Origin of the sequence: Nocardia sp. NPDC059195, assembly GCF_042754695.1 — a bacterium.
Taxonomy (GTDB): domain Bacteria; phylum Actinomycetota; class Actinomycetes; order Mycobacteriales; family Mycobacteriaceae; genus Nocardia.
Genome location: NZ_JBHZBG010000042.1, coordinates 17,872 through 41,245, shown reverse-complemented (window position 1 = coordinate 41,245; position 23,374 = coordinate 17,872). Strand labels below are relative to the sequence as shown.

34 protein-coding genes are annotated in these 23,374 nt (G+C 67.2%); 14 read left to right on the top strand and 20 right to left on the bottom strand.

Annotated elements, in window-relative coordinates; all coding sequences use genetic code 11:
• Positions 1-358: 358 nt before the first annotated feature.
• The 6 genes from ACFXKN_RS31790 to ACFXKN_RS31765 are packed head-to-tail and all read right to left on the bottom strand — an operon-like array spanning position 359 to position 2,776.
• Positions 359-655, bottom strand: a complete 297-nt coding sequence (locus ACFXKN_RS31790) for a type II toxin-antitoxin system RelE/ParE family toxin (RefSeq protein WP_379434554.1) — start codon at positions 653-655, stop codon at positions 359-361.
• A complete protein-coding gene (locus ACFXKN_RS31785) occupies positions 652-885 on the bottom strand; it encodes a type II toxin-antitoxin system ParD family antitoxin (RefSeq protein WP_379434551.1) in 234 nt (77 codons plus the stop codon). The genes ACFXKN_RS31790 and ACFXKN_RS31785 overlap by 4 nt, the downstream gene beginning before the upstream one ends.
• 47 nt (positions 886-932) lie before the next feature.
• The gene (locus ACFXKN_RS31780; RefSeq protein WP_379434549.1) at positions 933-1,286 is read right to left on the bottom strand and encodes a hypothetical protein; all 354 of its coding nucleotides are present in this window, start codon (positions 1,284-1,286) and stop codon (positions 933-935) included.
• 39 nt (positions 1,287-1,325) lie between these two features.
• A complete protein-coding gene (locus tag ACFXKN_RS31775) occupies positions 1,326-1,751 on the bottom strand; it encodes a DNA-directed RNA polymerase subunit alpha C-terminal domain-containing protein (protein ID WP_379434547.1) in 426 nt (141 codons plus the stop codon).
• Positions 1,752-1,810: 59 nt separating this feature from the next.
• Positions 1,811-2,260, bottom strand: a complete 450-nt coding sequence (locus ACFXKN_RS31770) for a hypothetical protein (RefSeq protein ID WP_379434546.1) — start codon at positions 2,258-2,260, stop codon at positions 1,811-1,813.
• 48 nt (positions 2,261-2,308) lie between these two features.
• A complete protein-coding gene (locus tag ACFXKN_RS31765) occupies positions 2,309-2,776 on the bottom strand; it encodes a hypothetical protein (protein ID WP_379434544.1) in 468 nt (155 codons plus the stop codon).
• A gap of 207 nt (positions 2,777-2,983) precedes the next feature.
• Between ACFXKN_RS31765 and ACFXKN_RS31760 the strand changes: the two genes are divergently transcribed.
• The 3 genes from ACFXKN_RS31760 to ACFXKN_RS31750 all read left to right on the top strand — a co-directional run bounded on the left by ACFXKN_RS31760 (position 2,984) and on the right by ACFXKN_RS31750 (position 4,376).
• A complete protein-coding gene (locus ACFXKN_RS31760; RefSeq protein ID WP_379434542.1) occupies positions 2,984-3,343 on the top strand; it encodes a hypothetical protein in 360 nt (119 codons plus the stop codon).
• Between the two features lie 115 nt (positions 3,344-3,458).
• Entirely contained in the window at positions 3,459-3,896 is a 438-nt protein-coding gene (locus ACFXKN_RS31755; RefSeq protein ID WP_379434540.1) for a transcriptional regulator, read from the top strand.
• A gap of 39 nt (positions 3,897-3,935) precedes the next feature.
• A complete protein-coding gene (locus tag ACFXKN_RS31750) occupies positions 3,936-4,376 on the top strand; it encodes a hypothetical protein (protein ID WP_379434539.1) in 441 nt (146 codons plus the stop codon).
• Positions 4,377-4,426: 50 nt separating this feature from the next.
• Here ACFXKN_RS31750 and ACFXKN_RS31745 read toward each other — a convergent pair whose 3' ends face one another.
• The 3 genes from ACFXKN_RS31745 to ACFXKN_RS31735 form a co-directional block, all read right to left on the bottom strand.
• Positions 4,427-4,870 (bottom strand): hypothetical protein, encoded by a 444-nt coding sequence (locus ACFXKN_RS31745; RefSeq protein ID WP_379434537.1) that lies wholly within the window; start codon positions 4,868-4,870, stop codon positions 4,427-4,429.
• Positions 4,871-5,001: 131 nt separating this feature from the next.
• Positions 5,002-5,310 carry a hypothetical protein gene (locus ACFXKN_RS31740; protein WP_379434536.1) on the bottom strand — a complete coding sequence of 103 codons (309 nt, stop codon included), beginning with the start codon at positions 5,308-5,310 and terminating at the stop codon, positions 5,002-5,004.
• A 146-nt stretch (positions 5,311-5,456) separates the two neighbouring features.
• Positions 5,457-5,900 (bottom strand): hypothetical protein, encoded by a 444-nt coding sequence (locus ACFXKN_RS31735; RefSeq protein ID WP_379434534.1) that lies wholly within the window; start codon positions 5,898-5,900, stop codon positions 5,457-5,459.
• A gap of 104 nt (positions 5,901-6,004) precedes the next feature.
• Here ACFXKN_RS31735 and ACFXKN_RS31730 point away from each other — a divergent pair, with 104 nt between their 5' ends.
• On the top strand, positions 6,005-6,436 hold the full coding sequence (locus tag ACFXKN_RS31730) for a hypothetical protein (protein ID WP_379434532.1): 432 nt from the start codon (positions 6,005-6,007) through the stop codon (positions 6,434-6,436).
• 62 nt (positions 6,437-6,498) lie between these two features.
• On the opposite strand, the gene ACFXKN_RS31725 is transcribed toward ACFXKN_RS31730, so the two are convergent.
• Positions 6,499-6,696 (bottom strand): hypothetical protein, encoded by a 198-nt coding sequence (locus ACFXKN_RS31725; RefSeq protein WP_379434530.1) that lies wholly within the window; start codon positions 6,694-6,696, stop codon positions 6,499-6,501.
• Positions 6,697-6,809: 113 nt separating this feature from the next.
• On the opposite strand from ACFXKN_RS31725, the gene ACFXKN_RS31720 reads away from it, so the two are divergent.
• Positions 6,810-7,286 (top strand): hypothetical protein, encoded by a 477-nt coding sequence (locus tag ACFXKN_RS31720; RefSeq protein WP_379434528.1) that lies wholly within the window; start codon positions 6,810-6,812, stop codon positions 7,284-7,286.
• Between the two features lies 1 nt (position 7,287).
• Here the strand turns inward: ACFXKN_RS31720 and ACFXKN_RS31715 are convergent, their stop codons facing one another.
• The 4 genes from ACFXKN_RS31715 to ACFXKN_RS31700 form a co-directional block, all read right to left on the bottom strand.
• Positions 7,288-7,461 (bottom strand): hypothetical protein, encoded by a 174-nt coding sequence (locus tag ACFXKN_RS31715; protein WP_379434527.1) that lies wholly within the window; start codon positions 7,459-7,461, stop codon positions 7,288-7,290.
• Between the two features lie 145 nt (positions 7,462-7,606).
• Complete coding sequence (locus ACFXKN_RS31710; protein WP_379434525.1) at positions 7,607-8,221, bottom strand: AAA family ATPase; 615 nt, start codon at positions 8,219-8,221, stop codon at positions 7,607-7,609.
• A gap of 80 nt (positions 8,222-8,301) precedes the next feature.
• Positions 8,302-8,598 (bottom strand): hypothetical protein, encoded by a 297-nt coding sequence (locus ACFXKN_RS31705; protein WP_379434523.1) that lies wholly within the window; start codon positions 8,596-8,598, stop codon positions 8,302-8,304.
• Positions 8,599-8,620: 22 nt separating this feature from the next.
• Complete coding sequence (locus tag ACFXKN_RS31700; RefSeq protein WP_379434521.1) at positions 8,621-8,785, bottom strand: hypothetical protein; 165 nt, start codon at positions 8,783-8,785, stop codon at positions 8,621-8,623.
• 219 nt (positions 8,786-9,004) lie between these two features.
• Between ACFXKN_RS31700 and ACFXKN_RS31695 the strand changes: the two genes are divergently transcribed.
• Positions 9,005-9,217: a hypothetical protein gene (locus ACFXKN_RS31695; protein ID WP_379434520.1), complete on the top strand. Its 213-nt coding sequence runs from the start codon at positions 9,005-9,007 to the stop codon at positions 9,215-9,217.
• An 82-nt stretch (positions 9,218-9,299) separates the two neighbouring features.
• Here the strand turns inward: ACFXKN_RS31695 and ACFXKN_RS31690 are convergent, their stop codons facing one another.
• Positions 9,300-9,488: a hypothetical protein gene (locus ACFXKN_RS31690; RefSeq protein ID WP_379434518.1), complete on the bottom strand. Its 189-nt coding sequence runs from the start codon at positions 9,486-9,488 to the stop codon at positions 9,300-9,302.
• 228 nt (positions 9,489-9,716) lie between these two features.
• On the opposite strand from ACFXKN_RS31690, the gene ACFXKN_RS31685 reads away from it, so the two are divergent.
• Genes ACFXKN_RS31685 through ACFXKN_RS31670 form a run of 4 tightly spaced genes read left to right on the top strand, consistent with a single transcriptional unit; the run spans position 9,717 to position 11,756 of the window.
• Positions 9,717-9,941, top strand: a complete 225-nt coding sequence (locus tag ACFXKN_RS31685; RefSeq protein WP_379434516.1) for a hypothetical protein — start codon at positions 9,717-9,719, stop codon at positions 9,939-9,941.
• Positions 9,925-10,443: a DUF6879 family protein gene (locus tag ACFXKN_RS31680; RefSeq protein WP_379434515.1), complete on the top strand. Its 519-nt coding sequence runs from the start codon at positions 9,925-9,927 to the stop codon at positions 10,441-10,443. Before ACFXKN_RS31685 ends, ACFXKN_RS31680 begins: the two co-directional genes overlap by 17 nt.
• Positions 10,424-11,299, top strand: a complete 876-nt coding sequence (locus tag ACFXKN_RS31675; RefSeq protein ID WP_379434513.1) for a helix-turn-helix domain-containing protein — start codon at positions 10,424-10,426, stop codon at positions 11,297-11,299. Before ACFXKN_RS31680 ends, ACFXKN_RS31675 begins: the two co-directional genes overlap by 20 nt.
• Complete coding sequence (locus tag ACFXKN_RS31670; protein WP_379434511.1) at positions 11,289-11,756, top strand: hypothetical protein; 468 nt, start codon at positions 11,289-11,291, stop codon at positions 11,754-11,756. The genes ACFXKN_RS31675 and ACFXKN_RS31670 overlap by 11 nt, the downstream gene beginning before the upstream one ends.
• Positions 11,757-11,825: 69 nt before the next feature.
• On the opposite strand, the gene ACFXKN_RS31665 is transcribed toward ACFXKN_RS31670, so the two are convergent.
• The gene (locus ACFXKN_RS31665; RefSeq protein ID WP_379434509.1) at positions 11,826-12,347 is read right to left on the bottom strand and encodes a hypothetical protein; all 522 of its coding nucleotides are present in this window, start codon (positions 12,345-12,347) and stop codon (positions 11,826-11,828) included.
• Between the two features lie 130 nt (positions 12,348-12,477).
• On the opposite strand from ACFXKN_RS31665, the gene ACFXKN_RS31660 reads away from it, so the two are divergent.
• The 4 genes from ACFXKN_RS31660 (at position 12,478) to ACFXKN_RS31645 (ending at position 15,337) form a co-directional block, all read left to right on the top strand.
• Positions 12,478-12,735, top strand: coding sequence for a hypothetical protein (locus tag ACFXKN_RS31660; RefSeq protein ID WP_379434507.1), 258 nt, complete (start codon positions 12,478-12,480; stop codon positions 12,733-12,735).
• Positions 12,736-12,837: 102 nt separating this feature from the next.
• Positions 12,838-13,152 (top strand): hypothetical protein, encoded by a 315-nt coding sequence (locus tag ACFXKN_RS31655; RefSeq protein WP_379434505.1) that lies wholly within the window; start codon positions 12,838-12,840, stop codon positions 13,150-13,152.
• 44 nt (positions 13,153-13,196) lie between these two features.
• A complete protein-coding gene (locus tag ACFXKN_RS31650; protein ID WP_379434503.1) occupies positions 13,197-14,267 on the top strand; it encodes a hypothetical protein in 1,071 nt (356 codons plus the stop codon).
• Positions 14,268-14,410: 143 nt separating this feature from the next.
• Entirely contained in the window at positions 14,411-15,337 is a 927-nt protein-coding gene (locus ACFXKN_RS31645) for a tyrosine-type recombinase/integrase (protein WP_379434501.1), read from the top strand.
• A 1,356-nt stretch (positions 15,338-16,693) separates the two neighbouring features.
• Here the strand turns inward: ACFXKN_RS31645 and ACFXKN_RS31640 are convergent.
• The 4 genes from ACFXKN_RS31640 to ACFXKN_RS31625 all read right to left on the bottom strand — a co-directional run bounded on the left by ACFXKN_RS31640 (position 16,694) and on the right by ACFXKN_RS31625 (position 23,342).
• A complete protein-coding gene (locus ACFXKN_RS31640; RefSeq protein WP_379434499.1) occupies positions 16,694-19,297 on the bottom strand; it encodes a relaxase/mobilization nuclease domain-containing protein in 2,604 nt (867 codons plus the stop codon).
• Entirely contained in the window at positions 19,294-19,809 is a 516-nt protein-coding gene (locus tag ACFXKN_RS31635; RefSeq protein ID WP_379434497.1) for a plasmid mobilization protein, read from the bottom strand. Before ACFXKN_RS31635 ends, ACFXKN_RS31640 begins: the two co-directional genes overlap by 4 nt.
• Positions 19,810-20,187: 378 nt before the next feature.
• Positions 20,188-22,026 carry a hypothetical protein gene (locus tag ACFXKN_RS31630; protein ID WP_379434495.1) on the bottom strand — a complete coding sequence of 613 codons (1,839 nt, stop codon included), beginning with the start codon at positions 22,024-22,026 and terminating at the stop codon, positions 20,188-20,190.
• Complete coding sequence (locus tag ACFXKN_RS31625) at positions 22,026-23,342, bottom strand: hypothetical protein (protein WP_379434493.1); 1,317 nt, start codon at positions 23,340-23,342, stop codon at positions 22,026-22,028. Before ACFXKN_RS31625 ends, ACFXKN_RS31630 begins: the two co-directional genes overlap by 1 nt.
• Positions 23,343-23,374: the final 32 nt, after the last annotated feature.

The window sequence follows — 23,374 nt, the reverse complement described above, 5'->3', positions numbered from 1 at the left end:
TACAGATGCAGGCCCACAAGCCCGCCAACACCGAAAACCCGAAGGCGCCTGTCCGGCCCGGGTTTCCCGACCTGCCTGATCTGCTGGCCTGAGACAGGTCCGCGACCTGCGCAGTGTCCGGTTTTGCGCACAAAAATGAGGCGGCGCGAACAGCAGATGACCCCGGTACCCGAGAGGCGGTACCGGGGTCATCTGTCGTTTTACCGGAGTGCGGGGCTAGATCCGCGAAAGTCACGCCGAGCGGTGCGGCTATCAATCCAGCGATTGCCGTAAGAATTCCGGCTCATGGGCAAAATGCCTTATCCGGAGGAGGTTCGATCTTGTTGGGGCGGAGGTCTTCCGTTTTGGGGCACGCGAGCTACAGACGCGATCCGACGTCCATCCGCTGGTGCAGGATGCGGACGATCTCGATGTCGTCGTCAGCGTTGAGCCGGTAGTAGATGACGTGGGCGGCCGCGGCCGCGAGCTTCCGGTAGCCGGGACGGATCTCGTCGCAGGCGCGCCCGACACCGGGTGTCGCCGCAGCGGTTTCGATCGCTGCCTGAATGCGACGGATGTAGGTGTCGGCTTGGTCTGCGTTCCAGGTCTTTTCGGTGTAGTCCCAGATGTCGTGCAGGTCGGTCTGCGCTGCGGGGGAGAGCAAGTATCGGTTCACCGACGCTTGCCCGCCAGAAAGGCGTCGAAGTCGAACGGGGTGGCCGGGCCGCTGTTCTCGCCGGCGACGAGCTCGGCGCGCAGCGCGCGTAGCTCGGTCTCGCGGTCGTCGAGCAGGCGCAGTGCGGTGCGCACGACGTCGCTGGCGGAGCTGTAGCGCCCCGAGGCGACCTCGTCGGCGATGAAATCGGTGTAGTAGTCGTCGAGGCTGATCGATGTGTTCCTACCCATGACCAGCATGTTACCAAAGTTTGGTAACACTGTTCGGGTGGGCCAGCTCAGTTGAGGCGGCCGCGAGCGCGACGCAGTTCGTAGACGTGGGCGCGGTCCTCGTCGTCGTCGAGTCCGTTGACCTCGCGGGCGACCAGGCGCATCTCCGCGCCGAGTAGAGCGCGCTCGATCGTGGTGCAGTCCGCGAGCTCGAAGTTCGATTCGGTGCAGATCCAGCCCCACCGGTCGATGCCCGGCGTGGGTACGGTCGCGATCAGCTCGCAGACCGGTTGCGCGGGACGGTAGCCCTGGTCGGTCAGTTCCTGCTCGGCGTCGGCCCAGTCCTGGTGTTGTTCCGGTGTCCAGTGCGCGCGCGGGTCCGCGCCCCATGGCAAGTCGTGGTGTTCTGCCCCGTCGTTCATAGCGTCCTACAGATCGTGGGCTGACCGGGGGAGACCTGGTCAGCGGCGGTTGTCGCGGTGGCGGGTGGTCGCCGCCTGGCGCACGGTGGGTTTGGTGTCCATGCCGCCCAGCGTCGTGTCGATGTCGCGGAGTCCCTCGATTGTGCTGACCGCGTCGGTGATCCGCTCGATCAGCGCCAGGAGCTGGTCGCGTTGCTCGAGCACCGTGGCGAACTCTTCGAGCAGGGTGGGCTGGTGAGGGTCGTGCCGGTCCAGACGCAGGCCACGCTCGGCCAACGCGGCGTCGATCGTGGCCATTGTGCCTCCGCCGAAAGCAGGGAGACGGCTCAGGTCGTGGTGGGCATAGGTCACCAGATCGCCGAGGGTGAAGATTCCCTGCCGCCCGAGCATGTTCGCCACACGCGGACTGAACATCGTCCTCAGCTGGACTGTCGCGGAATCCTTCGGCGCGGTCGCCTCGCTCATCGCTTCACCGTAAACCGTGGTCGCGCAGTCGGGTTCGGTATTTCGGGTACGGGCTTGCCCTACTCGGCGGCGTGGTCCTGGAACAGGGGTATGGATCGCTTGTTGAACCAGTCCTGAGCGCCTTGCTTGCTCATGCCCAGCGCGGCGCCGATCGCGCTCCAGCTCTGCCCGTCCGCGCGGGCCGCGGTGATCGCCCGGTGTCGGGCGCCGGACAGCTGATTCGCGCCGGCCTCGGTGGCGCGCAGGACGTGCAGGGCGGTCACCGGTGCGAGTCGATCGAGTTCACGCTGGAAGGTCGCGCGCATCTCGCCCACGGTGAGGGTGAGCCCGGAAGCGCTGTCGTAGGGCTCGTCGTCGGGTCGGCCCTCGGTCTCGGCCAGGCCGCGTCGGGTCGCTCCGATGACATCGTGGGTGTGGATGAGTGCGGCGATGTGGTCGAGCTGCTGGTTCTCGATGAGCCCGTCGAGGTCGGTGTCGGCGGGCAGTGGCAGGTTGGCGTCGATATCCATAGGACAAGTTTACTTGACGTCAAGCTAACTTGTCGCTGATTCGACAAGTTAGCTTGACGAATTCTGGCGCCGGGCCTGCTTCCTCTCGCGGGTGAGTTCGCTCTGGTAGCGGCGATGGTCGACGACGGCTTGGGCGCTCATGCCGAGCGCGGCCCCGATCTCGGCCCAGGTCTTGCCGTCGCTGCGTGCGTCGTCGATGATCTCGGCGCGGAAGTGCAGGAGCTCCTCGATCAGCCGCGCGCTGGCGGCCAGCGCTTGAAGGGGTTCGACGGGGGTGGACTTGGCCTCACGCAGGATCCGCTCGCGGCGGTACTTGTCGGCGGAGGCCACGCCGTCGGCGAGGCTGGCGCTGTTGTCATCGGGGAGCACCGGGCCCGGTCCGTAACCGAAGTAGGTGAGCCAGACCGCGGCAAGCGCGTCTTCGTGCCCGTGGGCGATGATCGCGTCGACATCCATGCCGGGCGGGAGGAACCCGCCGTCGATCACCTCGAGGTTCTCGTCTGGGTCGTATGCCACGCGGCAAAGGATACGCGCGGAGTCGGCCGAAAATCCGGGGAACACGTGTTCGATTTCTGACCGCCGATAAGTGGGTCTTATCGGCGGTCAGAACGCGGATTTGGGCCGCTCACCCCGATGATGAAGTAGGAAATGCCGACAGCCCTAATCACGGCAAGCGAGCGCAGGGGGGTGGACCGTGCGGCGCTCGGGGCGCACGCTGGAGTGGTGGGCACCGAGGACCAGCGTCGGGCCATCATCGCCGAAGTCGCCGCCGAGCTGCGCGACCTGGCCGAGTATCTGCGCGCCGAACGTGCCCGCCGAACTGAGGCGGGCCGCGACACCGAGTTGCTGGACCGGGCGCTCACCGAGTTGGACCCGCTCGTCGTGCTAGCCCATGAAGCCGATGTCGCTGGAGCGATCGGCCGAGTACTCGACCGCCACGGACCAGGCCCCTGGCCGGACGCCGATCTAGCCACTGTCGCGGGAGTAGATCTGACCGAGCTGCGTCGATTGCGCGACCAGCTGGCCGCCGCCGGCCTCGCCCACCCGAACGGCAGCTCACCGCCACAACACCCTCAGCAGTAAGACCCCGCTCCGCGTCCTGCCGAGAACGAAGATGGCGCGAACCCTTCCCCGCCTGTAGCGATTTCGCTACAGTTGGAGGTGTAGCGAAATCGCTACAGACAAGGGGTTGGGAACCATGATCGATCAGAGCGCGGCCGCCGCCACTTTCGCCGCCGTCCTCGGCGCGTACCTCGTCGGCCACCAGGTCGGTGACTACTGGGTGCAGACCTCCCACCAAGCCGGGGGCAAAGGTGCGCCGGGATGGCACGGTCGGTGGGAGTGCGCCAAGCACGTCGCCACCTACACCGCGACCCTGGCGCTATGCCTGGCAGCGGTCGCCTGGTGGCTGCGACTGCCAGTCGATCTCGGTTGGGCCGGTGCAGGTCTCACGATCAGCGCGGTGACCCACTACTGGGCCGATCGGCGCACCACCTTGGCCGGTCTCGCCGACCGCCTCGGCCTGGGCGGCTTCTACAACGCCGGGACCGGACTCGCCTCCGGTGCCGCGCATCTGGATCAGTCCTGGCACTGGCTCTGGCTCGGCGTCGCCGCCCTGGTCACCACCGGACACTGACCCGCACCTTCCGACACGACATCAGCAGGGAGACACCTAGTGAGCACCGACTGGACTCGCGGCCGCCATGTCATAAAGCGCCAGCCCGACGGCATCTTTCACCACACCTACGAACTGTCCTGGCTCGAAAACCACATGGCTGCCGAAGAGCTCGCCGATTACGCGGCGGGCTCGATCGCGGCGCTGGTCGCGGCGAAAGCCGATCCGGACAGCCTGACCGACTCGGTCAGGCTCGACTCCGCCATCACCGATGTTGTCCGCGCGCAGCGGATGCTCGAAGCGCTCTACGACGAGCTGCTGTGGATCGGTCGCGGGTACCCACCTGGCCAGACCACCCCGACGCGGGACCCGGTGCTGAGCTGGCGCGAGGTCGCCGATTCCAGCGGCGACACCTACCGATCGAGGGCACAACGTCGATTCGAGGCCCTGCTCGAAGGCGCCCGCGCGGCCTACTCCAGCCGGTTCGCCAAGCGCGAATAGCCCCGCACAACAACATCAGACGGTCCGCCAGCGCCCACGCTGGCGGCCCTTCAGTGATCGAGGATCAGTTCGTCGCCTCGCCCGGGGCGGCCCGCGGCGACACACTCTTCGCACGTGATGTCTCGGTAGGTCCCGTCGTAAGGCTCGAGCAACGGGTACCGGTGGATCCATTTCCGCAGCTTGTCCGGGTGCATCAGCAGCTGCTGGGCGTGCTCGACCGTGAACAGCGGGGGATCGCGCAGGACCGCCCATGCGGTCAGGGTGTAGTGCGGGTGGTCGGAGTGCTCAGGCGGCCCGTAGGCGTGTTCCACCTTCGAGATCGTCAGGGCCAACCCATCGCCGGGACCGTCGATCTCGATGTCATCGCCGGCACGTGGCATTCCTGGTGTGTGGCAGTAGAACTGGATAGCGGGGATGTCAGGCCGGTCGTAGTCCGCTGGCTCAGGCACGTCGAAGTCGACCAGGAACCGAACCCAGCCTGTCGGGACACTCACGCTCGGCCCCCTGGCTGTTCTGTCTCCCCGGTCATGTCGCCCAGGCTATCCCGTCACACTCACTGCGAAGCGGGGATCGGATCGGCTACTCATCGTCACGGTATCGACGCGAGGCGACAGGCACAGGTCGCTCAGGTGGGTGAGTTGTCGAGTGCTCGTGCTGTCGGTGTTGCGGCGAGTTCGAGGTCGGCGACGATGACGGCGTACTCAGGGTCGTCCGGGTCGGGGACGGCGTTGTTCCTGAAGGCAGCGACGACCGCGGGGTGATTGGCGAACTCGGCGAGGGAACTGAGCGCACCGTCGTAGCCCCAATCGTTATGGAAGAGCCCGTCAATGACAGCGGTGAGGGTTGAGGTGACGAATTCGGGGGGTGCATCGCATTTGAGCAGAATCTCGGCTATCGGGCCGAACACGGTGTCCCCTGCCGAATTCCAGGCCATGATGTCCTTCCGATGGTGCGGCCGCAGTCGATGCCATCGTCTCAGCGCTGGCCCAGCCTCCGTGGTCGAAGTCCGCTTTGTGATGTTCGAGGTCGACCACAACCCTCAGCGGGGGTCCTGAGCTGGCCGCGCCTGTCCAGCTGCGCCTAGAACAGCGAGTCGGGTTGGGAGTCGATGAGAGTCGAGAGTGCACTGCTGCTGACGGACCCGGTCAGCAACCCCGCCAGAACCCACCTTGTGGCCAGTTCGTTGGTACCCACGCCGACGGCATCGGCGCGGGCGCGTAGCTGCTCATCGGCAGCATGCGGGAGTGTGAGCGTGAGTGTGGTGGAAGCATTCGATTTTGTGGGTGGGGCGGGCTTTCCGCTCATGTTCTTCCACGTCCACTCGCTGCAGCTGTCGACTGCGGTGATGATCTTGTAGTCACTGCGTCCGAAGCCCCGGGATTCGTTGATCCGGTATGCCTCTCGGCGGAGCGCGTCGGTGAACGAGCCCTTGGTCGTGTGCTTGTTGACCTCGGCGTAAGAGAAGTTGCTCAGGAGGTGGAAGAACTGCCTCTGCGGGTCCGCGTGTTCAGAGCCAGGTTTCATGGACAGGGATGATCGCATGGGCCACTGACAAACGACCTCCGATTGGTATGGCCGCTGAACCGGTTTCGGTCTCGCCGAGCACACATCCCCACCATGATGTCCGGATGACCGTCACTCCCGATGTTCACAGCCTGGGGTTCCTGGTAATGCTCGCGGCCCGCGAACTCCGAGATGTCGTCGATGTTCTCGACCATGACCCAGATGGAGCGGAAGCCGTCACGAACGCGGAGGCCGTGGCGCTGGCTGAGCGCGTCTACGAACTCACCGCCGTCGTTACCAGGTTGGAAGCCCATCTCGGAAAAGTCTTCGACGGTGCGAGGCATCAGCGCAGCAACAGCAAGCGACAGCGGGGCATCAACTGGGACTCGGCGCTGCTCGAATATGCCGGCGAATCCGTCGCCCGACTCAAACGCTCACACCCCGCAGAACCTGGCACAGCCAGCCTCGCCGCGCTCGTCGACGTCGCTGTCCGCGACAAGCTCACCGAATTCGAGGTCAAGTACAACAACGGTCGCCAATTTCCGCCTCTGGTCTGACCGGGTTCGTGCAGCGCATCCGGAAAGGGGTAGGTACCCGGCGCGCTTTCGGGTCGTGAGGTTCATCGTGACCACCACCATCGGCGCCGGGTCGCCGCAAGCAGCTTGAGCTGGTCCGCGCGCCGACGCGGGTCGTCGCTGAAGTTGACGACGAGCCCGGCCAGCAGTCGCGGAATGCCGTCGAATACGAACCACACCATGCCGATGGCGGTGATGATCTCGCTCGGCGAAAGACCGGCGAGATCGGGGATCAAGGACATACTGCGGACATTAGAAAATGGGGGTGCAGCGACTCAAACATCTATCGCGAGACGGTCACCAACGGTGCGCCATTGCGCTCCGGCGACAGGCATCTCGGCGCGATACTGGCGCGGTGACCACAGACGGTAGCCACCTGTCCCACTACACCCTCACCATCCGACCGAACGCACCACTGTTCGTCGATGACGAGATCTGCCTGGAGATCACCGCCCGGTTCCTACCTCGCAGCGGCGACCGCCTCAACTTCGACGGCCCGGACGGCTGCACGCTGGTCGCCGACGTCACCGAGATCTTTCACTACTTCGACAGTGAGGGTGAGCTCGCTGAACCCCAGGTCATCGTCGAGGCCACCGCGCACCCGAGCACCGAAGACGATGCGATGGAGCTGCTCGACCCGGTGCGCTTGATCGAGTGGGCGCGCCCGTTCCAGTTCCTCACCGCGACGCCCTCACCTCAGTCCGTGACCGCGGCCGCCGGCTCCGTCGATATCGATCCGCGCAAACCTGCCGACCAGACATGGGAGCAGTGGGCCCAACAGATCCGGACGCTGAGGGCGGCCTTGCCCGCCCTCGACTGGTCCCGACGCTGATCTATCGCCGGTAGTAGGCGCCCGCCGACATGAGGTCGCACGCCTCGCTGGTCGAGATCATCGGCTGCCCGCGCATCGAACGTTCGTAGTTCTGACGCTGCTCGCCGGGCAGGTGTGTGAGTGCATGTGCCAGATCGAGATTCGGGTGATCGCAGCGAGGGCACGGATAGCTCATGGCGGGATCCTATTCGCCAGGGCACCATCTGGGCGGCGGCTGCACCCGCGCATCGGTCGGTGGGGTAGTGCTCGCGCTCCTGGAACAGACTCGGGGCAAGCCGGAATGATCACCGCCCGCAGCGTGAACTGCCCGTTCGAGCAGTTCAGTTCGCGACGACGTGATCAACGACGCTCGGTCCTGCCTGAGCCAGCCCCGAGTCCAACACTGTGGTGCGGTAGCTATCCCAGGCCGTGAGCTTGGGCTGATCACGTTCGGCGCCGCGCGCGACCATTCGGTCGCGTATCCGGACGGTGTCGGTGTTCACCCACACCGTCCGGATCTCGACTTCGGCTGCGGTGGCTGCGCGTATGTAGTCGGTGAGCAGCACGCCGTTCTCAGCGGCGGCCTGGACGTGGCCGAGGAACGGGGCATCGACGAGGACGGGGCAGCGTGCCCCGATCCTCACCGCATGGCTCAGCAGGGCAGCGTAGATGTTCGGGGAAACAACCCGGCGGTAAAGGTCGCTGTCACGGTCGAACGGATTGCCGTTCAATTCCGACATCACCGATTCCTCGAGCTGCGGCGCGAAAGTGTCCTTATCCAGCACGACAGGATCCACGAGATCGGCCAGGAACCGTGTCGCGGTGGTCTTTCCCGCCGCCGGGAACCCACAGATGATCGTCACCCCGCTCATCGCCACCGACGCCAGCTGCTGCAACGAGGTCAACGCGGTCGACGAAAACGGTATAGGCCGTGGGGCATTCGCAGAAACAGTCACCTAGACCATGTTCCCCGCCAACGCGCGTGAGCTACAGCAGAACTCTCGTTGTCGATGTCAGGCACCGCCAGATCAGCCAGTCAGTAGCGGTCCTCAACCTCGCAGACCGGTCGGTGCGGCACAAGTTCGCCGCCCTCGGAGAAGATCTCGATCGCGGTCAGGATGCGCGCGAGCACTGCGGCGGGACGCTCTCCACGCTTGAAGGCGACGGGGGCGAGGGCGAGTATCCGCAGAACCGTGTCGACATCCGCTGAGTTCGGTGGGGGAGCGAGGGTCGCGCGCACCGCGGTGTGGACGTCGAGGCCGTTGTTCAGGGCATCGACGACGGCCAGGACCAACCGCTGCTGGTCCGCCGACATCAGATGTTCGTCTTCCACGGTGCCTCCCAGCGCCCTGGTGTCAGTCGTCGGTCCAGGCGACCAAGTCGGTCAGCCGCATGTGGAACGCGTAGGCGCCCGGTGCGTCCAACGTGGGCTCGATCAACGCGCGAGTGTCCTCGACCTCCAGCACCCGGAACTGGCTGAGGCCCTTCGTACCGAGCCGGACTAGATCACCTACCTGCACGGATACGAGCATACTAGAACATATGTTCGTATCAATGGGTGGCTCGCCGGGCCGCATTCCGAGTGGTTCGACGGCGTGAGCGGTTGGCCGGAAGTCGACCGCCGGCCGGTGCGGCGGATCGCGCCCCCGGTGCGGGTACTGGTGTGGGCGAACCGGATCTGGCCCCCACGGCGGTTGAGATGGGGAGCGAACACTCCCATTTGGGTCAGGGCCCGCGGGTTGAAGACCTGCGAGCCTTATCCCGGGCGGCTGACCGCGCTGATGCTCACCCAGACCGGCGACGTCCTCGCCGTGGTCGAGTGCGCCGTTGTCGTCGATGCCCGGTCGCGGCCGCTGACTCTGCTGCTGCCCCTCTCCGACGCGATCACTCCGGTGTCCGAGGCCGAAGACGAGCGTTTACGGGCGCTGGCGCGCGAGATCGAGATCGACTGAACGCGGTATCCGTGTTCTGGGCGGATCTGCACGAGCAGCACGAGCAGCGGTAGGCCGAGGGCGACCGCGTAGCCGAGGGCGATCATCGGCCGGTGTTCTCGGCCGCGGTAAGCCAGTCGGCCACGTTGTCCAGGCTGCCGAAGCACACGACCCGGAATGGGTTGTAGAGCTCCCAGCCGTTGGGTGGTTCGTCGGACCATCTGATGGCCATCGATCTGCGCTTGGCCCGCTCGGTCAGGTCGGTGGGCACGCGGCGGGTCGTGTCGCTCATCGGCTGCGGGCCTCCTCGAGGGCGGTGAAGTGAGAGCCCACGGCGCCGGTGACTGCTCGTCGGACCGGCGCCGCACGGCTTGGCCACAACGCTAGAAGTGGGACAGACCGCAACGGAACAATGTTGCGAAATGTTGCGCAACAGTGAGCCATTGACCCATCCACACCCCGGCGACCAGGATGAACGGGCAGCAGAAACATCGCGCAACACCGTTGGCAGGGGGCCACCATGAGTTTTACGTTCGTCGCCAAGGATCCCGGATCCAACCCGTCCGGATCACCGACGCTGTACAAGACCGATACCGGTTGGATCGTGCAGGGCTGGATCGTCACCGACCCTGCGATCCTCGCCCAGATGAACATTCCCGAGGGGGAGTCGTGCGTGGAGATCCCCGACCGGCTCGTCCCGTTCTTCGCCGAAGGAGCTCAGGCCGCCAGTGACAGCAATCAGTGACGCCGAATTCGACCGGCTACTGACCGATTTCACCCGCAGCGCCGTGCATCTGGAGACCCGCGACGCCTACGGCACCGAGATCGAGCTGCCGTACATGGCGAAGTGGGCCGCCGGCGAACACGACGATCTCGCGTGGTTGGGCGAGTGGTGCACCAATCTGCGCGCCCATACCGCGGCCGGGCGCACGGTGCGCCGGGCCCGGGTCGTGTCCGAACCGCTCTCGGCTTACCAGCGCTGGTCTCACTCGATTGCGGCGCCGATGGTCGATGCGGGCGAAGACATCCGGTGGGTACCGCGCTCGCGCCTGGACTCGGTCGCGGTCCCGGGCAACGACTTCTACCTGCTCGACGAGCAGTTGGTGATCTTCTTGCACTACTCCGGCGACGGGCTGAGCGTGGACAAGGTCACCTCGACCGAACCTGCAGATATCGAGCTGTGCCGCACGGCGTTCGAGATGGTGTGGCAGTGGGCGATCCCGCACCGTGACTACCAGCCCGTCTAGCTCGGCCCAGGACGGACGCCGCGCACTCGGCCAACGACTGCGCGAGCTACGTACCGGGGCTGGGTTGACGATCCGCACGTTCGCTGATGCCACCGGGCAGCACTTCACGCGGGTGTCGAAGATCGAGAACGCCCGTCAGCTGCCGACCGTGCGTGACATCGCCGACTGGTGTCGTCTGGCCGATGCGCCCGAGCAGGAACCCGACCTGGTCGCCACACTGCACGCCGTCGACTCCGCCTACACCGAGCACCGACGCGAATCCCGGGCCGGAATGAAGCGGGTCCTCGGTGCGCACACTCCGCAGCGCTACGAGGCGACCACGGTGTTCCGGATCTACGAGCACAACGTCGTACCAGGACTTTTCCAGACACCGGAGTACGCGCGGGCGATGGTGCAGTTCTGGATCCGGTTTCTCGGCACCCCGAACGATGTCGAGGACGCGGTCGCGGTTCGGATGCAGCGGCAGCGGATCGTGCAGCGCGGCGGGCGCCGGTTCGTCATCGTCCTCGAGGAACAGGCGCTGCGGACGTTCTTCGGCTCGGCCGAGGTGCAGGCCGGCCAACTCGGGCGCCTGCTGGAAGTGATGGCGCTGCCGCAGGTTTCGCTCGGCATCATCCCGTTGATGCGCGAACGCGGCGGGGTCGGTAGCGCCGGGTTCTGGATCTTCGACGACGACCTGGTCGCGTTGGAGACACCGACCGCCAGCATTCAGGTGAGCCAACCCGCCGAGATCGGTCTCTACGCGCGGATGTTCGAGGAGCTGAAACGGTCCGCGGAGTACGGCCGCGAGGCCCGCCAGCTGATCGTGACCGCCCTCGACGACCTCGACCACCGACGAGGAGCTGGTGACTTCTAGTCACCAGCTCCTCGTCACCAGCTCGCAGGCTTGCCGCGCAACGATCCTGGACTACCGGTTCTGGCCGCAGTGTGGGCACGGCGACGACGGTGCCCCGCCGAGCATGGCCCGCACGTTCACGGCGCTGACGAGCAGTCGAGCGAGTTGCACCAGGTCGCTGCTGTCGATGCGCCAGATCACCGCCAACAGCAGGAGCAGGGTCGCTGAGCTGGGTGAGATTGTCGGGGTTCATCGGGTGTTCCTCTCGTTGAATGTGTTGTCGAGAAGGAACTTACGAACCGGGTTGTTTGTCTGTTGCAGTCTAAAAAACCGGCCCGTCAAGCAGGCAATATCTATCGCCCCGGAGGGGCTGCGCGCCCGCGCGTACCAGCCTGGTGAGGGCACTGTTGCAACACCGACCGTGCTCGCCGTTTTCCTTCTCAAACTGGAAGAGATGAGCTTTTTCGGCCCGGTGTGACCGACTACGGCCAACTATTTTTGGGCAGATTACGGATCGAGGTAGCGCCACTCGATCCGGGTGACCTCGCTAGACGCTGTGCACCCCTTGTGCGTCCAACTCGAGGACGCCGAATGTGTAGCGGTCGGTGGGGTCGAACTGCACCGACAGCACGTATTCGCGCACGTCCCGAACGGCCGTGTGGCGCCGCCACAGCGGCGCGGTGCGCGCCCGGTGCAGGTGCCATTCCAACAGCAGCGGGTGCAGTGTGTAGAGCTGTTCGACCAGCGCGTAGGCCAGGTGTGCATTGCGGTGGGAGATCGGTGCGCAGCTGGTGAGGTCGGGCCCGGAGACCAAAGTGCCGCGCAGCTCCGAGGCCCAGATCTTCGCAGTGGCCTCACCGGTGGGCAGACCACGTTCGGCGGCGGCGAGTAGGGCGCGGGCCCGGCGGTGGTGGCCGAGCAGTTCCGCGCGCACCGACTCCGCGCCCACGACGGCGGCAACGGCGAAGCAGGCGAGGGCTTCTCGGTCTTCCCAGAGGTGGGCGAATCCGTTGGTGGTGTAGTGGCGTGGGTCGGTGGCCAGGAAAGTGCTGATGGGAGCGGTGGTCATGGTGGCTCCAAGCGAGAGTGGAAATCGAATGTGAACAGTGATCGCGATCGTTGGTTGCGACCACTGTTCACATTAGGTAGTGTCGCCAGTCATGTCAACACTGTTCGCTACCACCGTTTACACTCAGGGAATGAGCACCGATGCCGATGACAACTCTTTGCCGCTGCGAATCGAGCAGGCGGCCACGGCCTATCGCGAATCCAAGGCCCGTTTCGAAGACGATCGTGAGCAGCTGTTCGACGCGATCCTGGACGGACTCGACGCCCAGGCCACCGACGGCACTCCGCTGTATGGGCCCAGTGCGGTCGCTCGCTTCGCCGGATTCACGCGCGAGTACATCGCCCGCATCCGCGACGGCAAGGTCAAACGCCTGCGCGAACGCCTCTGACCATCCGGTCTGTGCTGTTACACCTGAAGCCGCTGTTCTCACTAGGATTTCCGCGCTCGGGGCGCAGGGGCACCCGAGCTCCACCACGAAGGGGGATGGGTCATGACGATGTCGTTCGATCCGGGCGCGCTGGACGCGTATCAGCGTGCGGCCGCGCGGGTTTCGGAACTACTCGGCGAGGCGGCAACCGCCACCAGTGCTGCGGCAGGCGTCGACCTGTCCGGGCTGGGGCTGATCGGCCGCGAGTTCGCGACCGCATGGACCCAGGCCGCGACCGATCACGCGGCAACGCTGACCACGGCGGGCAGCCTGGTGACCAACTACCAGGGGATTCTGTCCAGCTACGGCCAAGCCGTCACTGAGGTCGACACCGGCACCGCTGGCGACCTCGTCACCCTCGAGGAGGGCTTGGCGTGATGGGCAGACCCTCCTCGACGACCACAGCATCGGGCGCGTAGGCCATGTCCGACAACGCCTTCGCCGCGTACTTCGAGGCCGAGACCGCACCGACGACACCGCAACGACCGCAGAGCAAACGGTCACGCCGTCGACGGCGTGAGGCCGAGCCGCAAACGATCGGCACGAACCCGCCGACCTGGCCGCCACCAGATCCCGAACCCGAACTCGACGACGATGCCGAGCCCGACTACCGGCCGCCGGCCTACACCGACGCCGCAGCTCAGCCGCCCCTCGATGTCGATGTCGTCGACGAGGACGGGTTCAGCGGGGACTGGAACGACTGGACCGAACCCGCTCCCGGCGAGGACTCGCCGCCGCCGCGTGGCGATGATGTCGACTGGAACGACTGGGCGACAGCGACAGCGACCGAGCAGTCCGGTGACTACGACGCGCCCCCGACGTTGCCGCGGCTCACCAGCTACGGCGGGGGCGGCAAGATCGCGCGCCGACCCCGCAAGAACTACGACGACGAACGCTTCGACGAGAAACGAGGGCGGTCGAAGGCGGCGGCCGCGCTGACCGGTGTGGTGGGTGCGGGTGTGCTGGTCACCCTGATCGGGTTGGCCGCGATCACGTTCGGCTCCGAGGACGCCGCTACCTCGACTCCGACTGTGGTCGCCGGGTCCGCTGCGACCGCGACGACGTCGCCGACGGTGGTGGTGCCGCCGTTGCCCGCGTGGGCGTTGTCAGGGTGTGAGGACTTCCGCAGTGCCTCGATCACGATCAGCGCCGAAGCAGGCGACACCGCCACCCCCCAAGGCGCGATCCTGGGCTTCGAGCACAGCTACTTCGTCGCCCGTGACGCCGCCAAGGTCCGCTCCTTCACCACCGACAACGGCGAGACCCACGTCGGTGACCAGTCCGCGCTGGCCGAAGGCATCGCGGCCCTGGTGCCGGACGTGAAGTACTGCGTGCACATCCTGCGCGCCGACAGCACCGACAAGTCGGCATGGGCGGTCACCCTGCACCAGAAGTGGCCCGGCGACACCGAAGTCGAGAAGATCGCGTTCGTCATCCGCACCACCGAGGTCAGCCCCGGCACCCACAAGATCGCCAGCATCACCTACAAGTGACCGACCACGACCAGTTCGTCAGATAGAAGTTAGCGGCCGCCCGGGAATCTCCTGAGCGGCCGCTAATCGTTGTGGGTCGAGAATGTCGGGGGCTGCTGCGATCATCCGCACAACGAGTGCGGCATGGGACGGCGGTGGTGACGGTGAGCGAGAGCGAGTTCGCGGTACCGGTGAGTGAGCAGCTGCCGGTGCTGTTGGCCGGTTTCGCCGCCCACCTCGACAGCCGCGATCTCGCCGTCCGCACCCGCACGGGCTATCTCGACCGGGTCACCCAGTACCTGCGCTGGCTCGCCGCCGACGACGACCACACAGACGCCCTGGGCGACCCGGGCGCGCGGGACGTGGCGGTGGTGGCGTGGCTGGCCGAGGCCGACCTCGCACCCCGCTCGGTCCGAACCTCGCTGGCCGCCCTCGCGATGTTCCACGACTGGCTAGGTCTCGGCGCACCCGACGCACCGCGGGTCACCGCCGAGCTCTACACCCCGCGCACCCTCGACCACGGCGAGCACCGTGCCTTGCTCGCCGCGGCCGCCGCCCGCGGCCCCCGCGAGTACGCGTTGGTCGTGCTGACCCTCGACGTCGGCGCCCGCGCACACGAGCTGGCCGCCCTCAATGTCGACGACCTCGACCTGACCGACTGGCCCGGCCGCACCACCATCACCCCCGCCTCCGGACAATCTCGGACCGTCGCGATCAGCGCCGCGTCACGGGCCGCGCTCACCGCGTGGCTCTCGCACCGACACCTGCGACTGCACAGACGTACCCACTCAACCCGCGCCTTGTTCGTCTCCCGCATCTGTGGCCGGATGGCGCTGCGGTCGGTCGACCGGGTCATCCGTGCCGTCGGTGCCGACGCCGGGCTGCGCTTGGCGCCGGGCACCTTGCGTGCGACAGCCGAGCAGCGCATGCTCGCTGGCGGCGTCGACCCCGACACCGTCGCGGCCCGGCTGGGCCGGGCCCGCACGCAACCCGACCGGGCGGCGGTGCTGCTCGGTCAGCGCCCGCACCGCAACCGCGCGGCGCTCACCGACAACGAGCAACTCACCCTCTTCGGCGACATCCTCGCCTGACGGCTGCCGCGCCTTCCCGCTGCCACAGCCCAATCCTTCACACCTCTCTCTTCCACTCGCACCTTCCCCAAGCAGACCTCTGGCATCCCGGACTCGACCCCGCACTATTCGCCGGAAACGCGACAAGCCGTGTCAGCTCACCGAACCCCCTGCCACAACTGAAACTCTCCACACACCTCTTGCACCATCAGTGAGAATTTGGGGGAATTTCGTCGGATTTAAATCGGTAGAGTGCCGCTATGGAGACCAAGAGCTGCCCACGCTGCGGCCAGGATGTGCTGCCAGTACCGGGCCGAGGTCGACCGCGGCTGTGGTGTTCGGACGAGTGCCGACGGCTCTCGTCAGAGGAGCGTCGCGCTGCCCGCCGCACCGGTCAGCCCGTCGAGATCCACGAGGAAATCCGCGATCGTGTCATCGAGCGCAGCCGACCGATATCGCCAGACGGTGCAGTCGAGCGGGTTCTTTCCAGCTCGACCGCGACGGAGAAACTCTTGCGGGTGATGGCGCATCGAATGCACAACGACCCGCCAATCACCAAGCATCAGCAGTGGATGCACTCACGACTCAAACCGTTCATCGACGAGCTGTGGACCGCGCATCGTGACGCCGGGACCACAGCGCAACCGACCCCCGTCGTGCCCGATCAGCCGAGATCCGCGACGACAGATCGAGCGGCCGCGCACCGAGAGGCGGTGGCGTTGGTGCTCAGTTCACCGCGCAGCGTCCGGGAGGTGCTGCTCGGTCTGGCTGAGCAAGCCGGGCAGGGAAAGTTATCCGGCGGGGAGCACTCGAGCACGGCCACCGCCGCCGAAACACTGTTTGGCGCAATGGTTAGGGCAGGGGTGATCCGTCGTCGCCGATGAGGCGATGTCGATGACTTCCGGCGAGCAAGGTAACCGGTTGGATTATCTAAGTGGCGATCCCTCGGACCGCTGATGCGACCCGAGATCGTGAGGCAAGCCCGCGAAGCAGGCGCGGCAGCCCGTATGCCAGGCCGGCCAACGCTGGGACTTGCCGATCCAACCCGAACTCGACGACCGCAGCCCCCGGCCCCCTTCCCCTTCCATCACATTCAACTCACTTCATCTTGTGTTTCTGTTCTGCCCCGTCCCCGACTTTTGAAGACCACCCTCTGTCTAGGTACGCAGAGAGCGGGTGGTCTTCAAAATCGGAGCCCGCGAACGAAGGTGACGGGGCAGAACAGAAACACCGCTGGTCAGCAGCCCAGCGACCCTGGCTTACCCCCTGGCCTAGCCCCTGGCCTAGCCCCTGGCCCAGGTACCGGCTTACCCCCTAGCCCAGGTACTGGACCCACGGCCAGGGGGTAGGCCGGGGGGTAAGCCAGCCCTTCCACCGCTACAAGCTCGGTCCGGAATCGCGGCCGCGACCCAGGTCCGGCGGTGGCTGGTACGGCATCTTGTAGCCGGTCTCCGTCGACTTCTTCGGTCCCTTCGGCGCCGTGCGAGCACGCCGCTGATCGGCCGCGCGCTGCTCAGGAGTCAACCTCTCACGCCGCTCACTCTCGGCTTCGACACGATCGAGAGTCCGCTGCAGATCACGCAGGTAGCCGCGGTCCTCAACGAATTCATTGCGGTCCTGCTCCTTGGCCTTTTCGAGCCGGTGACGCTCCCGTGCCGGGGTCGACTCCCGAAGGATCTCGTTCCACTCGTGCTGGGGAGACCCGGTGGCTTTGGCCGCGGCTTCTGCTTCGCCGCGCGCTTGTTCGGCCTGCGGGCGAACCTCTGCCAGCTCGGTCTCGGCCCGCTCGGCTCGGTCCTGCAGCGCCTTGCGGGCGAGCAACTTCCGGCGCGGGGTCTCCTCGATCGCGGTGTCGAGTTTGGCGAGCTCAGCGTAGAGGTACTTCTCGGCGCGGGTGAGCTCACTGGCGGCCTGGTCGGCCTGCAGTGCGGGCTCGATCGCGTCGGCCTTGCGTGCCAGCTCGGCGTTGTCGGCCTTGGCCTGCCGAGTCCGCGGCCCCTCGATTTTGCGCTCGTCGAGGTCGCGGACCAACATGCCGAACTCGGCCCTTCGTTCGGCCAGCTCCTGCGCCAGGTCCTCGTCGCTGAGTGCGCGCACGTTCAGATCGCGGAACGCGAACTGGGCGTCGGTGGTCGCCTTGACCCGCATCAGCGTCTTCTGCTCCGCCGTCATTTCGCTGTAGAACACCCGACGCGGCCGCGCGGGTTTGCGTGCGTTCGACGCCGACGGTGGCGTCAACGGAGCGCTCGCCGCAGCCGCCGCCTTGTTCAGCATCTCGCTCAGCTTCGATGTCTTCGCCGCCGCGATGTCCGTGTGCCGCTCCGGCGTGGGTGTGACGCCGATGTCGCGGATGTCGCGGTCTTCGTGCCCGCGGCGCTCATCGATTTGGGCCTCCCACCGCTTACTCAGCGGTGACAGGCGCGTGGTGCTCACACCCTCCAACGCCACTGCCCGACCGAGCTCGCCCCGGGCACGGTGCGCTCGCGCGACCTCGAGCAGGATCGCGATCGCTGCCAACAGCAACAGCAACAGTGCCGCGAGAACTGCGGCTGACACCGCCGCCGTGACGTCGACGCTCTCGCGACCATGAGACTCCGCCCGCGTCGAACCTCCCGACATCAGCAGCTTCGCGAGATCGCCGAGATGCTTTTCCGTCGACGACGGCCGGTAGCGTCGCTCGCCCTTGGGCAGCTGTGCCGACCGGGTCAGTTCCTGCGCGGCCGCGGCGAGCGCACCGGGCTGCTCACCTTCGAGCTTCTCCGACCATGCCGCGAACACCCCGGCGGCTTGCCCGGCCGCCCACGCCCACCGCGCCCGATCGGTACGCGGGATCTCGCCGAGATGCTGGTGCCACTGCCCGAACTGGGTCGCGGCCTGCTGCCACAGCTCTGCCTCGTCGAGACCGCGCCGAGCACGCTCACCGGTGGTCTTCGGCGACAGCCACGCTGCGACCGCCGCAGCACGCGACTCCGGGGAGTCCTCCCACTGCTGCTCGCGCAACGCGTTCAAGTTCAGGTCCTTGGCCAGCGTTCCGCCGCCGCACCACGGCCCAGCTTCGGTATTGCCGTGCCGCAACCGCACCGAGTAGCCGACCACGTCGGTCTTCCCGCCGGCCGCCCAGCGCGGGACCACCGAGATCCCCGCGTCCCGCAGCTCGCGCACGAACGCGACCTCGCTGTCGGCACTCACCGCGGCCGCGCGCACCATCCGACGCAAACGCTCACGCTCGGTCTCAGCACCCTGATCGCGTGCCATGCGCTCGATCTCGGCGCGGGAATTGGCCGAGAGCTCCCCGCCCTCCTTGCGGGAGGCGCGGACCTTCAACCCGTACTGCTGCTCGATCAGCACGCAGACTTCCTCGGCGCGGGACCAGTCGCCTTTGGCTTTGCCGGGCCCGTAGTCGAAGGTCGAGACCTTCGATCCGTCTTCACGCACGAGCGACGCCGCGATGTGGACGTGGTCCTGGCCGTCGCCGTGCTCACCGGACCGCCCGTGCCGCACCGCACCCCACCGCGCCTGCGCACGCTTGGCGTCGGGGGTCGCACTGAATCCCATCTCGTCCATGAAGGTGTGAGTGATCTGCGCCCACACCTCGTCAGACAGTTCCTCGCCCGGCATCGCCGCGAGCACGCAATGCCAATTCGGCGCATCCCGCATCACCCCGGCCTCGCCCTTGCCGGGCCGCTCGACGACGTCCACGCCGTGGCCACGCGCACCGACCGCAACCGGTTTGGCCTTCATCCGCACCGCGGTTCCGTACAGCTTTCGCGGGAGGTCGATCTCGCGCGCGATCTCCAACGCGATATCCCGCGCGGCGCGCTTGGCCTCGGGCCCGTGGAAATCGACCATCCAATCCGCGCGCATGACGCTCGGTGAGCCCGCGATCAGGTGGCGGTGCTCGTGCTCGTTGTGCTCGCCCTCGCCGAGCAGGTAGACGAGCAGCCCACCGAGTTTCTGGCCGCGCCCGATCTTCGCGATCATCGGCGCGTCACATCTTTGGCCAACTGCTCGATCCGTGCCCCGCGCTCACGCATGTCCGCATCGAGTGCACGCCACTCCTCGAGCGCGAGGTCCAGTTCCTCACCGCGCTCCGGATCGAGGTAGCCCGTGCTGTTCGCGATGCGCGCGATCTGGTTGATGTTCGACCCGACCGGCGCGACCTGCTCCAGCCGCATCACGTGCAACGCGCTCGCCGCCGACAACAGCAGTCGCTGCAACGCCAACCGCTTCGGCCACGTCAGCCACGGCCGCGGCTTGCCCGACTTCGTCACCGAAGCACCGACCGGATTGAGCGCGCACTGCGCCAGGTACCCCGGCACCGACATGCCCGCCTCGTCTGCGGCTTCTCGCACCGTCGCCAACTCGTCTGCGGTCAGGCGCACTGTGACCCGCTTGTAGCCCGCTCCCTCGACGGCGTTCGGGCGGCGACGGCGCTCACGCGAACGCTCGATCTCTTGCGAGCGCAACGTGCTCGACGACGCCTCCGTGCTCACCGCCACCACCTCCATCTCAGGCTCCGCCAGACAGCCCAGCGCAGCGCCCACCCGCCGGGTGGTTCCCTCGCCCCGCGAGGGCCAAACCACTTACGACGTCGTAAGTGTTACCTTGCTCTGCCGGGGCCTGACTTAATCGTACCGCGAACACAGGTGCTCGGTCGGCTTTGGAGACGGACCTCATCGCCGAAATTTCCAGCGCGGCCGAGCACCGGCGGAACTCACTTTTCGGGCGGAATCGACGACGCCGGTTCCAGACCGACGAGCTCGCCAGGCGGCTGGTACGACGTCGTCAGCTCGCGCCCTAGTAGTGTCTGGACACGACGAGACCCCGGCGGATAAGCGCCGCCGGGGTCTCGTCTTTTCTGTGGCTGGGTGTCAGCCGTTGTGCAGGTGGATGACGCGGGCGCCGGTGCGATCGCGTCGGATCTCAGCCGCGGCGTTGAGCCACTTCTCAACCTGGGCGAAGCCGATGTGCAGATCGCGGGCGACACGGCTAGGAGCGTCACCGGTCGCGTCGTGGTGTGCCAGCACGGTCGCGATGCGCTCCACGGCGGAGCGTGACTGCGTCGCATCCTTCACCGCGCCGGCCAACTCCCGCACCTCCGCCAGGATCGTCCCCGGCTCGGTGTCGTTGGCCTGCTCCGTAGAGCGCTGCGCAGCATCGCCGCTCTGCTCCGTAGTCGGGGCGCTGCTCCGCTCGTGCTGCGCTGGCTGCTCCGCAACAACGGAGGTGCTCCGCGCGTGCTCTGCACTCGTGCTCCGCTGCTCCGTGGAGCGGTACGGAGCAGTAGCTGAAGGCTGTGGCGCAACGTGCTCCACGGACTGCTTCGTGCCCGTGCTGCGCACGACGACGGGCTCGACCGCGGTGAGGTTCTGGGCGGGCGCGGACACCATGACCGTGTCGGCGGCACGACCAGTCTCGACAGCGACGGGGGCGTCTGCGCCGTCGTCAGCGACCACGGTGACCTCGAGGAACGCGCCGAACTCGTCGTGGTGCGGGTCGCCGGAGAACTCATCGGCGGCCTGCTCCGTAGCAGGGTGCTGCACGGTGCTGCGCATGGCGAGCACCTCTGTCATCGACTCACTGACCTCTTCGACCGCCACGGCGTTGGCGACGGGGTTCTGCTCCGTACCGTTTGCTGGGTTGCTCTGCGCAGCATCGGTGTGATGCTGCGCAGCACCGGGCGCGGCGGGTGCTGCGCTGCTGTGTGGAGCAGTGCTGCGCTCGTGCTCCGCAACAGAGGCCCCCGGGTGCTCCGCTTCGTCGGTGTCCTGCTGCGGAGCAGTGCTGCGTTCGCGCTCGATAGCAGCTTGCTCCGTAGCAGTCGGGGCGAGGATCGCGGGCACGATCCGGTTCCCGGCATCACCGACCTGAGTCAGCGCCACGAGACGAGCCTGGAGATCTTCGTGATCGGGGATCGCGGCGGTAGCCGCTTCGATCGCCTTGCCGTAGCGCTCGGCGACCAGACGGTGGGTGATGAGCGCGACGCCGATCATCACCGGCGCGATGGCGTGGATACCGAAGCCGTACACGTCGCCGGCGCGGACGTAGGGGAAGGTGTTGAGCCCGATCGAGGCCAGCAGCAGCGCGGCCTCGACGAGGTAGACCTGGCGCAGCTTGCCCTCGTCGATGACGTCCCACTCGGAGGTGTCGCTCGTCGAGAGCATCAGCGCGACCAGCACCGCGGAGATGAGCGCCTCCAGACCGTAGGACAACCAGAACATCGGGTTGGCCACATCGAGCCCGGGCGCGATGTTCTGCTGCACGGTGACCGCGGAGAACAGCATCGAAAATGCCACCACACCGACGAGCAGGGCCAGCACGCGCGGTTTGCGCTTGTGCAGTCGGGCGACCTTGGCGTGGGGGCTGCTGCTGTGGCGCTGCTCCCCTACCGCCTGCGCCGCACGCAGCAGATCGGTCGCTTCCCGATCCGCCAGCGACTTCGCCGTCTCACGCACACGCTCGGCGGCGTCGGCGGCCGCGCGGATGCGGGCACGCTGCTCGGCGCGCTGATGCTCACGCACCAACTCGGCCAGCTCACGGTCCTGGGCCAGCTCGCGCTCCGAGAGCGCTTCGAGCAGCGCCGGGTCGTACTGGTGCTCGAGCCGCTCGCGTGCTGTTTGGACCCGGTCCGGCAGCGCACCGGCCACCAGCTGGTCGGTCGTGGTCGACGCTTTTCGGGTCGTGATCGTGGTGGTGGACTGACGAAACATCAGCGGGTCTCCTTCTCGGCGGTGCTGTTGGCGATCTGGGTTTCGAGTCGAGTGATGGTGTTCTCGGCCGCGGTGAGTGCGCGCTGCAGCGCCTCGGCGCCGGCCTCACCGGCCTGCTGCACGCGGGCGATCTCGGCGGCGTGGTCGGCGCGCTGCTGCTCACGCTCGGCGCGGGCCTCAGCCCGAACGTCGGTGAGTTCGCGGCGCAGTCCGGCGATCTCCTCGCGGGCGGCAGTGGCATCCTCGCGCGCTTGCTCGCGCGCCGCTGACAGATCGGTCTTGACCTGGGCAAGCTCAGTGCGGGCTTCGGCCGCGCGGGTGTCGGCGGCCGTGGCGGCGGACTCGGCGCGCTGCTGGGCGGCGGCAGCGGCGGCCACCTGGGCGCCTGCGTCGGTGGTGACGCGTTCGACGCGGGCGGCGTGGTCGCGGGTGAGGGTATCGACCTGCTCGGCAGCGTCGCGCCGCGCCTGCTCGGCGGCGGTCTCGGCGGCGGTCGCGCGTTCCTCGGCGGCGCGAGCGTCGGCCTGAGCAGCGGCGGCGCGCGCTTCGGCGGCCTCGACGCGGGCGGTTTCCGCTTGACGGATCTCCTCGATCTGGGCCTGGGCCTGGGCGCGGATCTCCTCGACCTCGGTCGCAGCTTCGGCGCGGATGGCGTCGATGCTGCGTTCGGCCTCTGCCAGTGTTTGGTCCCGCTCGGCGAGCGCGTCCTCGGCAACGCCGTCGGCGAGTTCCTTGTCTTCGACGGCGCGGTCCCGCTGGCGGCGCGCGACGTTGGCGTCGGCCTCTGCTTCGTCGGCACGCGCTTGGGCGGTCTCGACTTCTGCTTGGGCCTCGCGGCGCATCGAGGTGACTTCGGCGACGGCGGCGTCAGGATCCCCAGCTGCCCCGACCACGTCGACGACCCGGTCCAGCAGCCCGCCCATCTGCTCACGGTGTCCGGCGGCGACCATCTCGAGCTGTGCCAGCAGGTCGGCCAGCGACGCGCGCGCCGATGTCACCGGCCGGGGCGTGGGCCGATCGCGCTGCACAGGCGCGGCCTTGCCGAGCGCGGCCCGCTCCAGCTCGCGCTTGCGAGTGAAAGCCCCGGCGCGGTCGTGACGACGCTGATGCCCGTCCGGATCGATGCGGCTCTCCCCGCAGTACTCGGGTTTGCGGCCCGGTCGCGGCGCGACGTCGTCGAGCGGGCGGCCGCACACGACCCACGGGTCGGCCGCAGCTTCAGCGGCTTCGGGGTCGTAGGCGGTGGGGAACTGGCACAGCCGCGGCGCGGCGGCCGTGATCGCGGCGCCGGGCGAGATCTCTGGTTGATCGGTCATTCCTCGATTCTACGCTTAATTCGTCAATTTCG

Coding starts and splice junctions, on each gene's coding strand:
- ACFXKN_RS31780 (WP_379434549.1), bottom strand. CDS start 1,286: ATGAACGACGGGGCAGAACACCACGACTTGCCATGGGGCGCGGACCCG.
- ACFXKN_RS31650 (WP_379434503.1), top strand. CDS start 13,197: ATGTCCGACAACGCCTTCGCCGCGTACTTCGAGGCCGAGACCGCACCG.
- ACFXKN_RS31660 (WP_379434507.1), top strand. CDS start 12,478: ATGAGCACCGATGCCGATGACAACTCTTTGCCGCTGCGAATCGAGCAG.
- ACFXKN_RS31690 (WP_379434518.1), bottom strand. CDS start 9,488: ATGAGCGACACGACCCGCCGCGTGCCCACCGACCTGACCGAGCGGGCC.
- ACFXKN_RS31715 (WP_379434527.1), bottom strand. CDS start 7,461: ATGAGCTATCCGTGCCCTCGCTGCGATCACCCGAATCTCGATCTGGCA.
- ACFXKN_RS31770 (WP_379434546.1), bottom strand. CDS start 2,260: ATGGATATCGACGCCAACCTGCCACTGCCCGCCGACACCGACCTCGAC.
- ACFXKN_RS31740 (WP_379434536.1), bottom strand. CDS start 5,310: ATGGCCTGGAATTCGGCAGGGGACACCGTGTTCGGCCCGATAGCCGAG.
- ACFXKN_RS31785 (WP_379434551.1), bottom strand. CDS start 885: ATGGGTAGGAACACATCGATCAGCCTCGACGACTACTACACCGATTTC.
- ACFXKN_RS31725 (WP_379434530.1), bottom strand. CDS start 6,696: ATGTCCTTGATCCCCGATCTCGCCGGTCTTTCGCCGAGCGAGATCATC.
- ACFXKN_RS31630 (WP_379434495.1), bottom strand. CDS start 22,026: ATGTTTCGTCAGTCCACCACCACGATCACGACCCGAAAAGCGTCGACC.
- ACFXKN_RS31775 (WP_379434547.1), bottom strand. CDS start 1,751: ATGAGCGAGGCGACCGCGCCGAAGGATTCCGCGACAGTCCAGCTGAGG.
- ACFXKN_RS31755 (WP_379434540.1), top strand. CDS start 3,459: ATGATCGATCAGAGCGCGGCCGCCGCCACTTTCGCCGCCGTCCTCGGC.
- ACFXKN_RS31625 (WP_379434493.1), bottom strand. CDS start 23,342: ATGACCGATCAACCAGAGATCTCGCCCGGCGCCGCGATCACGGCCGCC.
- ACFXKN_RS31685 (WP_379434516.1), top strand. CDS start 9,717: ATGAGTTTTACGTTCGTCGCCAAGGATCCCGGATCCAACCCGTCCGGA.
- ACFXKN_RS31735 (WP_379434534.1), bottom strand. CDS start 5,900: ATGAAACCTGGCTCTGAACACGCGGACCCGCAGAGGCAGTTCTTCCAC.
- ACFXKN_RS31655 (WP_379434505.1), top strand. CDS start 12,838: ATGACGATGTCGTTCGATCCGGGCGCGCTGGACGCGTATCAGCGTGCG.
- ACFXKN_RS31730 (WP_379434532.1), top strand. CDS start 6,005: ATGACCGTCACTCCCGATGTTCACAGCCTGGGGTTCCTGGTAATGCTC.
- ACFXKN_RS31665 (WP_379434509.1), bottom strand. CDS start 12,347: ATGACCACCGCTCCCATCAGCACTTTCCTGGCCACCGACCCACGCCAC.
- ACFXKN_RS31640 (WP_379434499.1), bottom strand. CDS start 19,297: ATGATCGCGAAGATCGGGCGCGGCCAGAAACTCGGTGGGCTGCTCGTC.